Consider the following 15680-nt stretch of genomic DNA (forward strand, 5'->3'; position numbering starts at 1 on the left):
AAGGGGACAAGGGGACAAGGGAGATGAATTTTCCCCACACCCAACACCCCACCCCCCACACCCAACACCCCACACCCCACACCCCATTCCCCGTTCCCCATTCCCCATTCCCCATTCCCAAATGAAATTTAGACCATTTTGCGCTACGAAAAGTGTATTTATGCTAATTTTTATTAAAGATCGCCCATCCTTTCGCTAAAAAAGACTAATGGTCATTCCAGAATCCATCAAACCCTGGCTCAACTTCGTCCATCCCATTTTGATGTGGCTGTTGTTGGCCCTCACCCTCTATGCCCTCTATAGCGGAATTCAAGTTCGTCGCACTCGCTCGGCCGAAGGAGACACCAAAAAAGAACTCGTCAAAGGCAAGTTCCGCGTCAAACACTACCAGATGGGTTCCATCCTGCTTGCCACCATGGTGTTTGGCACCATCGGCGGTATGGCCGTCACCTACATTAACAACGGCAAGCTATTCGTCGGTCCCCACCTCCTCGCGGGACTGGGCATGACCGGATTGATTGCCACCTCCGCCGCCCTTGCACCCTTGATGCAAAACGGTAAAGACTGGGCCCGATACACCCACATTGCCCTCAACGTAACCCTCGTGGGACTTTTCGGTTGGCAGGCCGTTACGGGGATGGGTATCGTCCAGAAGATCCTCGAAAATATGTAGGTCGAGCTTCTGCGATCGTTCCGGCAAAAATCTAAAAGATTAAGCAAATCGAGAGGGTACACCCAGTACCTTCTTTTTGTATGCGCGAATGTGATTAAATAGCGTGGCACGCAAAGCGCGCATCTGGGGTTGCTCTCCGGCGAGAGAACCGATCGAGAATGCGAGATCTTGCGGCAGTTGCCCAGAGTACTCAGGAGGTTTTGGTGAAAGTTCTGGTAATTGGCAATGGCGGACGAGAACACGCGATCGTATGGAAACTCCTCCAATCGAAGAACGTCAGACAAGTCGTCTGCGTTCCCGGAAATGGGGGAACCGCCGCAATGGCAGACTGCCAAAATATGCCCATGTCCGTCGATGACTTTGACGGCATCAGTCGATTTGCATTGGTTCAAGGCATTAATTTAGTGGTTGTCGGTCCCGAAGTGCCCCTGGCGTTGGGCATTACCGATCGCCTCGAACAACAACGCATTAAGGTCTTCGGTCCCACTCAAGCCGGCGCGCAAATTGAGGCGAGCAAAACCTGGGCTAAAACCCTGATGAAAGAAGCCAAGATCCCCACCGCCAATTGGGCAACCTTTACCAAAGAACAACGGGATGAAGCCCGCGCTTATTTGACCATGACTGGGGTTCCGGTGGTGATTAAAGCCGACGGGTTAGCAGCCGGCAAAGGGGTGACCATCGCCGATACCCTCGAACAAGCCCAAGCCGCCGTCGATGCCGCCTTTAAAGGTCAGTTTGGCACGGCAGGAAACTCGATCGTCATCGAAGAATACCTCACCGGACAAGAAGTGTCGGTTTTGGCCCTCACCGACGGCACCACCATCCGACCCCTTCTGGCTGCCCAAGACCACAAACCCATCGGCGAGGGAGACACCGGACCCAACACCGGCGGCATGGGAGTTTATGCCCCCACCCCTCTGGTGACCCCCGAACTGATGACCCGCATCCAAAAAGATATCCTCGAACCCACCGTCGCCGCCCTCAAAGACCGGGGGATCGACTACCGTGGGGTTCTCTACGCCGGATTAATCCTCTCAGAAGACGGCAACCCCAAAGTCCTCGAATTTAACTGTCGCTTTGGCGATCCCGAAACCCAAGCCATCCTACCCCTCCTCGAAACTCCCCTCGAAGAATTATTGCTCGCCTGTGCGGAACGGCGTTTGGACGCACTTCCTCCCATCGAGTGGAAATCCGGTTCTGCAATGTGCGTGGTGATGGCTTCGGGTGGTTATCCCGGTTCCTACGAGAAAGGAAAAGAGATTAGCGGGATTGCCGAAGCCGAAGACGACGACGACGTGACGGTGTTTCATGCCGGAACCAGCCTCAAACGCCAGCAACTCCTGACGAGTGGGGGACGGGTTTTGGGGGTGACGGCGATCGGGGAAACCTTCGACGGTGCCATTTCTAAAGTCTATAAGGCAGTCGATCGAATTGAATTTGAAAATAGCTACTACCGCCGAGATATTGGGTATCGCATTCGCAAGTAGGCTAATTTGGGGATCGGTTGTGGGGTTTGGGGTTTGGGGTTTGGGGTTTGGGTGCATCGCGTTGCAACTGACCCATTGTCAATTGTCAATTGTCAACTGTCCATTCACTCTCCCCAGTTCCGAATTTCCGAGAACGTGTCAAAATAAAATCGTAAGCTGTTAAGAAGTTTTACATACTCACCTTGCTGGCTCTACTGCAAACACTCCAAGAAGTTATTCGGCGCTGGTGGTCGGAGTTTACCCTCCAGACCAAGCTTATGGCAGCGGCAACGCTGATGGTTTCCTTGGTGGTGAGTAGCTTTACATTTTGGGCGGTCAATACCATCCAAGAAGATGCGCGCCTGTACGATACTCGATTCGGTCGAGATTTAGGATTGCTGCTGGCATCCAACGTCGTCGGACTGGTTGCAGACGATAATAAAACCGAACTTGCCCGTTTCTCCGCCAGATTTTATAACAGTACCTCTAGCGTTCGTTACATCCTCTACGCAGATAAAGAAGGAAAAATCTTCTTCGGGATTCCCTTCTCCGACGCTCAAGTTCAAAATTCTCTCACCATCGAACGTCGGATTCAACTACCCGATACGTTTGCTGCCAACTCCCAAGAACCCTTGGTACGGCAACATTTGACCCCCAACGGGGTTGTGACGGACGTGTTTGTTCCCCTCATCGACGATCTCGGCGATTACCTGGGCGTCTTGGCCGTCGGCACGGACCCCAATCCCACCGTCGTCACCTCGTCGACTCTCACTCGAGACGTGACGATCGCCGTTTTCGTCCTCATTTGGGTAATGGTCACCCTCGGTGTCGTTTTCAATGCCCTGATTATCACTCAACCCATTAAAGAGCTGTTGGTGGGGGTGAAAAATATTGCGGCCAAGAACTTCAAGCAACGGATCGATCTTCCCCTTGGCGGCGAATTAGGAGAATTAATCGAGAGCTTCAACGAGATGGCGGAACGGTTGGAAGGCTATGAAGAGCAAAATATCGAAGAATTAACGGCGGAAAAGGCCAAATTAGAAACCCTCGTCTCTACGATCGCCGATGGTGCGGTCTTGCTCGATTCCGAGTTACAAGTTATTTTAGTCAACCCCACCGCGCGCCGGATTTTTGCCTGGGAAGGAAAAGAGTTGGTGGGGACGAACGTGTTGCATTCCCTGCCAACCGAGGTACAGGTGGAAGTGACGCGACCCCTCTACCAAGTAGCGCGGGGAGAACAGGAGGGCGGTGAATTTCGCATTTCCCTGGGGCAACCCAACAACCGAACGATCCGGATTTTGATTACCACGGTTCTCGATCCGGCAAAAGAACAGATTAAAAGCGTGGCGATGACGGTGCAGGACATCACCCGCGAGGCCGAACTCAACGAAGCCAAGAGTCAGTTTATCAGTAACGTTTCCCACGAACTGAGAACGCCGCTCTTTAATATCAAATCTTTTATCGAAACCCTGCACGAATACGGCGACGATCTCGGCGAAACGGAACGGCGAGAGTTTTTGGAAACCGCCAACCATGAAACCGATCGCCTCACTCGCTTGGTGAATGACGTATTGGATTTATCCCGGTTGGAATCGTGCCGCATCTACCATCTCGATGCCGTGGAACTCGCCCAGCCGATCGAACAAATCCTGCGCACCTACCAACTGAATGCCAAGGAAAAGGGAATCGAACTTCGCCAAGAAATCGAATCGGATTTAGCACCGGTACTGGGTCATTACGATCTCCTGCTGCAAGTCTTTGCCAATTTGGTGGGCAACTCCCTCAAATTCACCCCGTCTGGCGGTCAAGTAGTTATTCGCGCCTACGATCTCTCGTTGTTACCTGCGAGTCATCAAGATAGTAAAGCATCGAGTACGATTCGCATCGAGTTGTCCGATACGGGAATCGGCATCGATCCCGAAGATCGCGAGGCAATTTTCGAGCGCTTTTTCCGAGTAGAAAACCGAGTTCATACCCTCGAAGGAACGGGATTGGGTTTATCGATCGTCCGTAATATTATGGACAAGCACCACACCAGCATTCACTTAGTGAGTGAAGTGGGGGTGGGGACGACGTTCTGGTTCGATCTACCGGTTTTTGAAGAATAAACCCCAGTTTAACCTCTGTTCGGGTTAAGGATGTCTGAAAGTCGAGCCGGTCAGATCGAGGGCGAGAAATGCCAATACATTTCTCGAAAAACTGGGAAAAATTTTTTTAGAACGCATTCCCCCATCTGCGACCGAACTGACATTAATCTCAATACAATTAACCCAATAAAAATGATAAAATCTGCATCGGTATTTCCCATAGAATCAATTCAAAAAGCCGTTGAAGCGATCGCCGCGAACTCTGGAAACAAACCTTTATCTGATGAGTTAGTATCTCTTCTCTTAGACTTAGAAAAAACAGCAAAATCGTGCAAAGATATTTATCCCCTCGATGCTTTAGTCGGGGATTGGCGGTTATGTTTTATTACCGGCACGAAGAAAACCCGGAAACGAGCGGGAATTGCGCTGGGTGCGGGACGATATTTACCCAAATTCGTCAAAATTAAATTATCCTACACTGCTCTCGAACCAGAAGACGATCGCATTTCAGATTCTTCTTCCAATGATAATTTTGAGAAGGGATGGGTGCAAAATCAAGTCAAACTGGGTGCGTTGCAATTTTCCCTCACCGGTCCGATAAAGTTTCTGAAAACCAATAATATTCTTGCTTTCGATTTTACGCACATGACCGTTCGGTTATTTGGCACTAAAGTTTACGATCGCAATATCCGAGGTGGAAGCGATAGTCGAGAAGAATTCGATCGAGAACGTTTGGGAAAACAAGCCTTTTTTAACTACTTCTGGATTGGAGAACGGGCGATCGCTGCTCGAGGACGCGGGGGTGGATTGGCACTGTGGCTGAAGGAAAACTGCGAATAATTAGGGGATCGAGTCACTTTTTTCGGGTGTGTAATTCCTGCGATATTCGTCTCTGGAATAGAACGTCATAACCCCTGTTGCAGAGTTCCCTTTTTAGCAGACAAGGTCATTTGTCAATATCCATAGCAGTTGCCAGGACGATTAGGACTTTAGAATCCAACGGGGTCTTTCTCCGCCCGCTCCCACCGCGATTGCCTGCTCACCTTCACCGATGTCCTAACTAAATTTGCGACTGCTATAACCACCATCGTGCTTGAGTCGCACCATAAAAAAGCCATCCATTTGATGGCGAGTCGGCCAAACTTCCAACCACCCGGCAGGCGTTACAAACGGTGCGAGGAAAGACTCTGGGGATGGTGGATCGATTTTCCAGCGAGGATGTTTTTCGAGAAAAGCACCGATCGCACCTTCATTTTCCGGGGGATGGAGGGTGCAGGTTGCGTAGACGAGAACGCCGCCGGGTTTGAGCCAAGTGGCAGCCGCTGCGAGCAATTCTCCCTGAAGCGTTGCCAATTCTGCAGCCATTTGGGGGGTTTGTCGCCAGCGCAAATCGGCGCGTCGGTGCAGGGTTCCCAAGCCGGAACAGGGTGCATCGAGAAGTACCCGATCGCATTGCTGCTGTAATTGGGGAAAATCGCGACTGTCTGCCTGACACACTTCGATCGAGTTCAGTTGCAGGCGATCGACATTTTGGCGCACTTTTTTCAGGCGAGATGCCACCCGATCGATCGCCCAAACCTTGCCCCGATCGCCCATTAACTCGGCAATATGAGTGGTTTTTCCCCCCGGTGCCGCACAGGCGTCGATAATGGTTTCTCCCGGTTGAGGATCGAGGAGATAGCTTGCCAACTGAGCGCTACCATCTTGAATCGTCCACCAGCCTTCCTCAAATCCCGGTAACTCCCGAACATCCCCGGTGGCGGAGGTGAGTTTTAACCCTTGGGGGAGAGAGGGAGAGCGATCGCATTCGATCCCTCGTTCTTTGAGAGCATTTTCCACCGCATCGAGGGTGGTTTTTAAAGGATTGATTCGTAAATGGAGTGCGGGAGAGCGATTGAAGAGTTGGCACAGTTTCTCCGTTTCTTCTATGCCAATTTGCCCGACCCAATTTTGGACGATCCAGTTGGGATAACTATAGGCAATGCCCAACCCCTCCATGGGATTTTCCATCGCGTTTTGAAGGGGATCGTCAGGGGTATTTCGGACGCGCAGGTACTGCCGGAGTATCCCATTAACAAAACCTGCAAGTCCGCCGAGTTTGTTCTGCTTTGCCAGTTCCACGGTGGTGTTAACGGCAGCCGAGTCGGGGATGCGATCGAGATAGCAGATTTGATACAAGCCAATGTGTAAAATCAACCGCAAATCCCGAGGTTGGCGATCGGATTTTTTGCGCGCCAACCCATCGATAATGGCATCGAGAGAGCGTCGCCGTCGAACGCATCCATACACCAACTCGGCGATAAATTTGCGATCGATTTCGCTGGGCTGATGACGTTGCAATCCCTTATCGAGCGCGACATCGGCAAATGCATCTTTGCGGGCAATGTCTGCGAGGATCCAAAAGGCAATTTGGCGCGCGTTCGGTAATGTTTGACCGTTTTTTTTCTTCACGATCGATTCAACAATCTCGGATTCGAGAATTTCAAAAGCCCGGTTTGGAATAAACCGGCAATAGCTAAAACGATACCAAAAAAGGCAGAAAACCAGCGATCGTCTTGGCTGAGAGTGACCGACTCTTCATTAATATCGGCAATAAAATCGTTGATAGCGATCGCCGCTTCTTGAGCATTTCCATCAAAGGCTTCAAGCTTCATTTCTCGCTTCTCGCCCACCAGCACTAATTTTTCCGTTTCACCTGCCGTTTGTAGGCGAATGCGGATTTCTGCCCGTTGAACTTTTTCGAGGGTTGTTCGCGTGACATCGAGTTCGAGCAAATCTTCTTCGAGTGTCGAGCAGGTGATTTGGCTTGTTTCGACGCGATTGCAGGTTAGAGTCGATAGTTTACTCGTCAAACCGATACCAAATCCCAGGCAAATTATTCCTAAACCAATAAGTGCCGTCCATCCCGTTCTGGGTTTGGGTGGAGAAGAATTTGAGATAGAAATTGGTTTAAAAGTTTTCACGTTTTTCATTTTCTAAACTAAAAATTAGTTGAGACTTTAAACGAGACTCTACTGATTTTAACCTTATCCCTCGATAAAACTTAAGACTTCCGAAAAAATCTCGATTTTTTTAACAAATATGAAAAAATTTAGGCAAATTATAGAGCGAAAAGAAGATCTACAAGACTTTAGATCGATATATGACTTTTAGAATCGTACTTTCATAACATATCGCAGTTGCCACATTGGTGAGGACAGCTCAAATTCACACCAGTATCTCTCTCCCCCAGCTCCCCCAGCTCCCCTAGCTCCCTCTACTCACCTCCACAGATGTCCTAACTAAATTGGCGACTGCTAGAAAATCATTGGGCGGGTCGGGATCGACCCAAAATTTCCAGTCTTGTGAGAATCACCCGGTCAAGCACTAGTGCCGCTACGCGGAATTAAAAATGCAAAATGAAAAATGAAAAATTCCGAGTCTACATAGCTTTCAGGAGTTGAGAGCTGGTCAGTTATTTCTGCCGTGCTGCACTAGGGTATTCTGGGTAAAAGATTATCCTGCCTCGGACATCACGACTTTCCCATGAGTGCAACCACTCCCAACTTTCCCAAACACAAAAAATCTAAAGCCCTCAAGGCCGGTAGCCGCCGTCCGGCCAAGGAACTGTGCAGCGAGTGCGGTCTGTGCGACACCTACTACATCCATTACGTTAAGGATGCCTGTGCGTTTCTCAACCAGCAGTTCGATCGCCTCGAAACCCAAACCCACGGTCGCCAGCGCGATTTAGACAATGATGACGAGGTGTATTTTGGGGTACATCATCAGATGATGGCCGCGCGGAAAATCGAGCCGATCGAAGGAGCGCAGTGGACGGGAATTGTCAGTACGATCGCCTGCGAAATGCTCGAACGGGGACTCGTCGAGGGAGTGGTGTGCGTGCAAAATACCCCCGAAGATCGATTCGGTCCCAAACCCGTCATTGCCCGCACCCGAGAAGAAGTCCTGGCGGCCCGGGTGAACAAGCCCACTCTCTCGCCCAACCTGTCGGTACTCGAACAGGTGGAACAGTCGGGGATGAAGCGGTTGCTCGTCATTGGCGTGGGATGCCAGATTCAAGCGCTGCGGGAAGTCGAAGAACGACTGGGGTTAGAAAAACTCTACGTTTTGGGAACCCCCTGCGTCGATAACGTCACCCGCGCCGGGTTGCAGAAGTTTCTCGAAACCACGAGCAAATCTCCCGAGACAGTGGTGCACTACGAATTCATGCAGGATTTCCGGGTGCATTTCAAGCACGAAGATGGTTGGATCGAGAAAGTACCCTTTTTTGGTTTGAATACCAAAGAACTCAAAGATGTCTTTGCGCCGTCGTGCATGAGTTGTTTCGATTACGTCAACGGGTTGGCGGATTTGGTGGTGGGTTACATGGGCGCACCCTTTGGCTGGCAGTGGATCGTCGTGCGCAACGAAACGGGACGAGAAATGCTAGATTTAGCCCTCGACCAACTCGAAACCCAACCGGTTGCCTCCACCGGAGATCGCCATCAAGCAGTCCAGCAGAGCATTCCCGCTTACGATAAAGGGGTGACGTTGCCGATGTGGGCGGCGAAGCTGATGGGGGTGGTCATCGAACGCATCGGACCCACGGGGTTGGAATACGGTCGGTTTTCCATCGATTCCCATTTCACGCGCAACTATCTCTACGTCAAACGCAATTACCCCGAAAAATTGGAGCAACACGTTCCCGAATTTGCTAAGAAAATTGTCGGACAGTACCAGCTGCCAGATTCTTAGTCGGATCTTGTTATCGCTGTAGCCATCACCGGCGCGGACAGTCTGAATGTACGCGAGCATCTTTATCTCCCCGAGTTTCCCATGCTCGAGACAGCTCGGTTTTACCGATGTCCTAATACTTCTGGCTATCAGATCTTTATTCCTGGGAGAGGAGGACCAAGGGCGTTAGCCATGCCAAAGGCGATCGCTCCCAATGCGATCGGATTTCGAGTCACCCACGCTCGCTCTCCCCAATGCATGTATCCCTGAAATGTCCTGAGTTTCCCGTTCTGAATTCTGCGCTTTCGAACTCAGAGATCTCCGGGTCCTCCAACTCCATTGACTTTCGAAGTGATGACTGTGGAGAACTTGTGGAAAATCTGGGAATGGGTCATGCATCGCTGGCTCGATCGGATAAAACAACGCAATAGACGAGCAATTCTCAGTATTATTAAGTAAAGGAGCCTTGTGAGCAACAAGGTTGCCGTTTCCGATGGAGTAAGTTTGGATCGAGTGCAGTTTGCGCTTATTTATTGACAGGTGTCTGAAATCTAGAACTTCCCCAAACTCAGACTTGTATTTATTTTGAGACCCCGGATTCTTTTCCCTTGACAAAGCACGCGCAGCCCTATCTCTTTCTCAACCTGAGATGTAGTCAGGGGTAGCATTCATTCGAGATTTTCCCGTATCCAACCGCCAAAAGAAACGGAGGGTAAATCTATCGGAAATCACACAAACTTCTATGCTGAAATTTGCTGAAATTATTTGAAATTCAAAGGTGGGTGCACTCAGTTGAAATCGATCTCTAGTGAGAGCGAGCTTAAATGCGCCTCATCGAGAGCCGAGGAATATACAGGCAATGGATACCAATCATGAATGCGATCGCAGTTCTAGAGAGGCATCAGCCCTCGACCGCAGCGAGCGGGCGGCGATCGAGTCGATGGCCGATGCCCTGCACGAATGCGAAGCCCGATATCAAGCCCTAGTGGAACTACAAACCGATTACATCTGCCGTTTCTTACCTGACGGTACCCTCACATTTGCCAACTTGGCCTATTGTCGTTATGCTGGTCAACTCTCTCACGAGGCGATCGGATCTCAGGTACTGCATTGGCTCGAACCCAGCGATCGTCAAGCCTGGCAGGAACAATTACGATCGGTCAGTCCCGCTCACCCAGAAGTCATCCACTTTCATCAATCCACCGCACCATCGGGGGAAAAGAACTGGCAGCAGTGGATCGATCGCGCCATTTTCGATCGAGACGGACGCTTGGTTGAGTTTCAATCCGTCGGACGCAAAATCGTCGCTCGCCAACAAGTGGAAGAAGCTTTGCAAGCGAGTGAAGAACAGTTGCATTTGCTCCTGGAAGGACTCAAAGACTACGCGCTGTATTTACTCGATCCGACCGGGTCGATCGTTAGTTGGAATGCCGGAGCGGAAAATATTCACCGCCTCAAAGCCGAAGAAGCCATCTCCGGGCATTTTTCCCGCTTTTTTCTGCCCGAAGATCGCCAGCAAGGCAAACCCCTCGAAGAATTACGTCAGGCGATCGCCCATAACAAACTCGAAGTAGAAGGACCTCGTCTGCGAGCCGATGGGACACAGTTTTGGGCTCACGTCGTCCTGACGGCCTTGTGGGACGCTCGAGGCAATTTGCGAGGCTTTGCCAACGTCACCCGAGATACGAGCGAACGCAAACGCATCGAGGAAACCTTACGACAGCAAGCCGAACAAGAGCGATGGCTCAGTCGGATTACCCAGCATATTCTTCAGTCTCTCGATTTAACCGATATTCTCAACACGGTGGTGGGATCGATTCGAGAGTTCCTTCAATGCGATCGGGTGGCAATCTACCAATTCAATCCCGATGGAGGCGGTGTTGTGGTGGCCGAAGCGGCGATCGAACCTTGGGAAAAAATGCTCGGGATCGAAATCCAAGATACTTGTTTTACCCGCAAGTACCGTCACGCTTACGAACAGGGTCGCATTCAAGCGATCTCCGATATCCGAGCCACTCATTTAGACCCTTGCTATGCCGAGTGTTTGTCTCAATGGCAGGTGCGCGCCAACTTAGTCGTTTCAATTCTCCAGGGGGTCAACTTATGGGGGTTGCTGGTGGCTCAACAATGCTCGGGAGCTCGCGATTGGGAGCGATCGGAGATTAAATTCGTCACCCAACTGGCCACTCAAGCCGGAATTGCCATCCAACAATCGCAACTGTACCAACAACTGCAACGAGCCAACCAAGAACTTCAGCGACAGGCGACGGTGGATGGTTTGACTCAGATTGCCAATCGTCGCGCCTTCGATCGTACCCTGCAACAGGAATGGGGGCGATCGACTCGGGAAAATTCCCCCCTCTCCCTGATTCTGTGCGATATTGACTTTTTCAAAGCCTACAACGACTCCTACGGCCATCAAGCCGGAGATGATTGCTTGCAGCAAGTGGCCCGTACGATGAAACAAACGGTCAAACGGCCGTCGGATTTGGTAGCTCGCTACGGAGGCGAAGAGTTTGCCGCCATATTACCGGATACTCACGCCCAAGGAGCCATCCGCGTGGCCCGCAGAATTCGAGATCGGGTTAAAGCCCTGCAAATCCCGCACCAAGGTTCCTCTATCGATAGTTTCGTCACCCTGAGTTTGGGGGTAGTCACCCGCATTCCCGACAAGAGCGCATCCTGGCAAGATCTGATTGCCGACGCCGATCGGGCGTTGTATCGCGCGAAAGAACTGGGACGCGATCGAGTGATTACATCCAAAAAGAGGTAAAGATTGGGTAAAGCGGGTCAAAATTCCCAGCGATGAGCCGAAGTTGACCGCTTTAATGATGGGGAGATGCGAGCGAGCATCCCGTTCCCCGTCCGTTCTGGCTCGAAATTTTATGATTGATGCGATGTACGGCTTTTTTGCGCTCGCCATGTGGCGAGCAAGTCGGGGTAATCCCCCCCCTTTTCCTTTGACCCCGCGTCGTCAGGTTTTGGATAATGAAGTTGCTCGTGGCGTTATTTGTTGTTTGAGATCGCATCTAAAATATGGAACAAAATCGATGTTTCGCGAACCCGATTGTTTCGACGTTCAATGACGAGCGAGATCGGGTTTCTCTCTTTTTAGCCATTGGTTATTTCCCCTTGATGTTTTTCGCATTGAGTCTAGAATCGGCAGCCAGTCGAGAAGTTTACGGCGAAATGAGATGGCTGCTGGACTTAATTATGATGATTTATTGCGCTTTGATGCTCCTGTGCGCTCGAGCTCAACTGCGGCAACTCATGATGATTATGGTTCCGCTTTCTTTTATTGGAGAAGTTCTCTTTTGCGAACTTTGCGGTTTATACAGCTATCGAACGGATTTTATTCCGATTTACGTTCCCTTCGGTCATGCCGTGGTTTATGCATCGGGATATCTTCTGACCCAACAGAACTGGTGCGGGCAACATCGGGACTTACTCAAAAGCATCTTTACGGTGTTTTATACCCTGCTCTTTCTCGGGGTTGGAGTGGTTGGCGGAGATCGCTTTACCTTAATTTTGGGATGCTTGTTTTTTGGGGTGCTCCGTCGCAAACAGTGGGATAACTTGTACTTCATCGTCGGACTGTGTGCCCTGTGGGTAGAACTGGTGGGGACTCAGTTTGGCTGTTGGCAGTGGTCGCCATTGAGCTTCGGAGTCATCCCAGCAGCCAACCCCCCCCTGGGAGCGGTTTTTTTCTACGCCGGAGGGGATGCAGTTTTGTCCAAAGTCGATCGTCTCGTGACTCGGTGGCGGCAACAGTCTCGAAGTAGCACGAGCGTTTTGGAGAATACGACGACCGTCACTCCCTGCGACTAATAGTTTGACTAAAATTTTGGCTTGAGATGACTTACAGCGTCCGAATTACTGACTTACCCACCACCGAACGACCTCGCGAACGCTTGATGTCCCACGGTGCCAACACCCTCGCCACTGCCGAACTCCTGGCGATTTTACTCGGCACCGGACAGGGGAAAGGAAAACTGTCTGCGGTGGGTTTGGGTCAGCATATCTTGCAAAAGTTGAGCGAACACCAGCGCGAACCGTTAGAAGTCTTGCGCGAAATTGGCGTAGCGGAACTCACCCAAATTTCCGGGGTGGGACCGGCAAAAGCCACAACGATCGTCGCAGCGATCGAACTGGGAAAACGGTTGTTTCAGTTGCGTCCGAACGATCGCCAAGAAATCGGTTCTCCCGATGCGGCAGCGGCCTGTTTGAGTCACGAACTCATGTGGCAATCCCAGGAACGATTTGCCGTGGTGCTACTCGATGCTAAGAACCGTCTCATCGGCACTCGGGTGATTACCATCGGCACCGCCACCGAAACCCTCGCCCATCCCCCCGATATCTTCCGAGAAGTGATTCGCCAAGGGGCGACCGGTGCGATCGTCGCTCACAATCACCCCTCGGGTAACCTCGAACCCAGCGAAGAAGATATCCACCTAACGCGCAAACTCCTCAAAGGCTCAGGCTATCTCAATTTGCCCCTGTTCGATCATCTGATTTTGGGGAATGGAAACTATCGCAGCCTGCGTCAGACGACTTCGCTCTGGGATGAGTGGGAGGAGGAGGATTAGGGGTGATGGGGTGTGGGGTGAGGGTGTAGGGTGTGGAAGGTGGAGTATCGGTCAAACCTCATGAATAATGCAGGCTATTCCCCATTCCCCATGGGTGACAAGTTAAGGAGTTCGATCGTATGTCAAGGGGGTACTTTGAGGGTGGGCGCGATCGTGTAAAACTCAGACTCGACAAGTCATTGAGTCGGGGAATGCGATCGTGAGCCGAAACCGAAAAATCAATAGAGACCACGCCAAAAAGACCCAACGTCCGATGGTGGAAGATGAAGTCATGCAGTGGTGGGGCCCGGTTGCGGGATGAGAATTTGGATGTGGTTCAAGGCAAAATTCTTTGCTCACTATTCCTTCTCCTTGAATATAGTAGACAATGTTAGCGGTGCATCCCTGATTCCTGAAACCTCTTCTATGTAAGGGTTTGGGGATGAGAGTTTTTGATCTCAAATTTCCCCAGCGCCTGATTCATCAGTGAGTTGTTTCTGTGTTACAGGTTGAGAGAATAAGTAAACAATGATACATCCGGATTTTCGAGACATCTTTGTTGACTATCCTCGCTCGCCTTGACAAGGTAGACAATGATGCTGCGAAACTAACGTGGGTCTCAACTCTGAGTCGAGCGCATTCGTATCGAGCGCGTTTTTCTTCTGCTCTTTCAACTAGATTTCGGGAGTATCGCGTTACAATCGATCGGTTATCTGTAGAACACGTCCTGTATTTATAGGACAAGGTACAAGATTGAGAACGCGCTCGCCCCGCACTATTGCTCCCTGAGCGCATGAGAATCTCCCATCGTCTGACGGGGGAGATAAGAAACGAAGCGGTTTCGAGCTGAAAATAGACTGCTATATAATTTAAGTGAATCTCGGTTCTACAGCGCCAAAAATGCCCAACCGCGATCGCTACCATGATGTCGTTTGCCGTGCCTTGAAAAATGATGGGTGGTCGATTACCGATGACCCTCTTCGCCTGCGCTGGGGCCAGCAGGACATGTATGTCGATTTGGGCGCACAAAAACTACTTCTGGCACACAAAAGCCATCGACAAATCGCTGTCGAGATTAAAACCTTTGGCGGTCCTTCCTCAATTGCCGACGCTCAAAAATCTTTGGGTCAATATTTTATTTATCTCTCGGTGCTCAAACGCTTAGAACCCGAGCGCAAGCTTTATCTGGCACTCCACGAAGAAGTCTACGAAGATTTCTTCACTCAACCGCTCGGAGAACTTCTTCTGAGCGATTATCGCGTGCCTATTCTCGTCTTCGATCCCGATCGGGAGGTCATCATTCGATGGATAGATTAAACCGTTACCGCCAACTGATTCGCCACATTTTAACCGAGCATTCAAAAATTCCCTACAAGCACGGAGAGATCGCGTTTGAGACGGTCTTCGATGTCGAGTCCGATCGCTACTTGCTGATGATTCTGGGACGCGAGAACAAGCGATATCAACATGGTTGTTTGATTCATGTCGATATGATCCAGGGGAAAATTTGGATTCAACGAGATGGAACGGAAATGGGGGTAGCCAACGAATTTGTTGAAGCGGGCGTGCCAAAAGATGAAATCGTTTTGGGTTTCAAGTCACCCGAACGGCGCAAAGATACGGAATTTGCCATTGCGTAAGAACCTAGTGCTGCTACGCAGAATTAAAAATGCGTCTTGAAAAGTTGAACGGGACTCAAACTGACACCGCTCACTTTTCGCAAAATTTAAAATGCTTACTGTGTATAGCTTTCACCGATTGAGAGCTGGGTAGTTATTTCTGCCGCGTTGCACTAGTGTTGGCTCTCGAACCAGTCTCCCTGGCGATCGCATTTGTAAGGACGAGGATTTCGGACACTTCTACAGCAACAAAAACTCTCAAACTTAGTAAAACCTCAGCGGTCATCATCGGAAGTTTCCGGGCGCTTAATGCGCCCGGAAGAAAGGTTGACAACCTATTCTCAAATAATTTGGGTCGAGGCTTTCTTGTTTTTGGGTTGCTACATCTAGGAACCGGATTTGGTATTAGACAACATCCATTGGTGAAAGGTTAAGGAAATCGCTCGTTTGTCAAGGGTGCGCTCGCCACGATGGCATGGTGAATCGAAAGATGACTCCAGGAGTGAAAGATGGCCCACTCTCAACGTAGTATCCGCGACCATGGCCGAGAAAAACAT

General features: G+C 50.5%; 12 protein-coding genes. 10 read left to right on the top strand and 2 right to left on the bottom strand.

Annotation, left to right across the window (positions count from 1 at the left end; all coding sequences use genetic code 11):
* Positions 1 to 208: 208 nt before the first annotated feature.
* The 4 genes from AC2215_RS06260 to AC2215_RS06275 all read left to right on the top strand — a co-directional run bounded on the left by AC2215_RS06260 (position 209) and on the right by AC2215_RS06275 (position 5066).
* Complete coding sequence (locus AC2215_RS06260) at positions 209 to 673, top strand: DUF4079 domain-containing protein (protein ID WP_486809107.1); 465 nt, start codon at positions 209 to 211, stop codon at positions 671 to 673.
* A 203-nt stretch (positions 674 to 876) separates the two neighbouring features.
* A complete protein-coding gene (gene purD, locus AC2215_RS06265; protein WP_486809118.1) occupies positions 877 to 2160 on the top strand; it encodes a phosphoribosylamine--glycine ligase in 1284 nt (427 codons plus the stop codon).
* A gap of 182 nt (positions 2161 to 2342) precedes the next feature.
* Positions 2343 to 4247 (top strand): two-component system sensor histidine kinase NblS, encoded by a 1905-nt coding sequence (nblS, locus tag AC2215_RS06270; protein WP_486809108.1) that lies wholly within the window; start codon positions 2343 to 2345, stop codon positions 4245 to 4247.
* A gap of 171 nt (positions 4248 to 4418) precedes the next feature.
* Entirely contained in the window at positions 4419 to 5066 is a 648-nt protein-coding gene (locus AC2215_RS06275) for a hypothetical protein (protein ID WP_486809109.1), read from the top strand.
* Positions 5067 to 5282: 216 nt separating this feature from the next.
* Here AC2215_RS06275 and AC2215_RS06280 read toward each other — a convergent pair whose 3' ends face one another.
* Together AC2215_RS06280 and AC2215_RS06285 are read right to left on the bottom strand one after the other, a co-directional pair.
* Positions 5283 to 6677 carry a 16S rRNA (cytosine(967)-C(5))-methyltransferase gene (locus AC2215_RS06280; protein ID WP_486809110.1) on the bottom strand — a complete coding sequence of 465 codons (1395 nt, stop codon included), beginning with the start codon at positions 6675 to 6677 and terminating at the stop codon, positions 5283 to 5285.
* Positions 6674 to 7189: a hypothetical protein gene (locus AC2215_RS06285; protein ID WP_486809111.1), complete on the bottom strand. Its 516-nt coding sequence runs from the start codon at positions 7187 to 7189 to the stop codon at positions 6674 to 6676. Before AC2215_RS06285 ends, AC2215_RS06280 begins: the two co-directional genes overlap by 4 nt.
* 562 nt (positions 7190 to 7751) lie before the next feature.
* Here AC2215_RS06285 and AC2215_RS06290 point away from each other — a divergent pair.
* The 6 genes from AC2215_RS06290 to AC2215_RS06315 all read left to right on the top strand — a co-directional run bounded on the left by AC2215_RS06290 (position 7752) and on the right by AC2215_RS06315 (position 15144).
* Positions 7752 to 8960: a Coenzyme F420 hydrogenase/dehydrogenase, beta subunit C-terminal domain gene (locus tag AC2215_RS06290; protein WP_486809112.1), complete on the top strand. Its 1209-nt coding sequence runs from the start codon at positions 7752 to 7754 to the stop codon at positions 8958 to 8960.
* Positions 8961 to 9798: 838 nt separating this feature from the next.
* Entirely contained in the window at positions 9799 to 11712 is a 1914-nt protein-coding gene (locus AC2215_RS06295; protein WP_486809113.1) for a sensor domain-containing diguanylate cyclase, read from the top strand.
* A gap of 263 nt (positions 11713 to 11975) precedes the next feature.
* Positions 11976 to 12767 (top strand): hypothetical protein, encoded by a 792-nt coding sequence (locus tag AC2215_RS06300; protein ID WP_486809114.1) that lies wholly within the window; start codon positions 11976 to 11978, stop codon positions 12765 to 12767.
* A 26-nt stretch (positions 12768 to 12793) separates the two neighbouring features.
* Entirely contained in the window at positions 12794 to 13525 is a 732-nt protein-coding gene (gene radC / locus AC2215_RS06305) for a RadC family protein (protein ID WP_486809115.1), read from the top strand.
* Between the two features lie 852 nt (positions 13526 to 14377).
* A complete protein-coding gene (locus AC2215_RS06310; protein WP_486809116.1) occupies positions 14378 to 14821 on the top strand; it encodes an element excision factor XisH family protein in 444 nt (147 codons plus the stop codon).
* Complete coding sequence (locus AC2215_RS06315) at positions 14809 to 15144, top strand: element excision factor XisI family protein (protein ID WP_486809117.1); 336 nt, start codon at positions 14809 to 14811, stop codon at positions 15142 to 15144. Before AC2215_RS06310 ends, AC2215_RS06315 begins: the two co-directional genes overlap by 13 nt.
* Positions 15145 to 15680: the final 536 nt, after the last annotated feature.

The organism is Zarconia sp. (genome assembly GCF_057467645.1).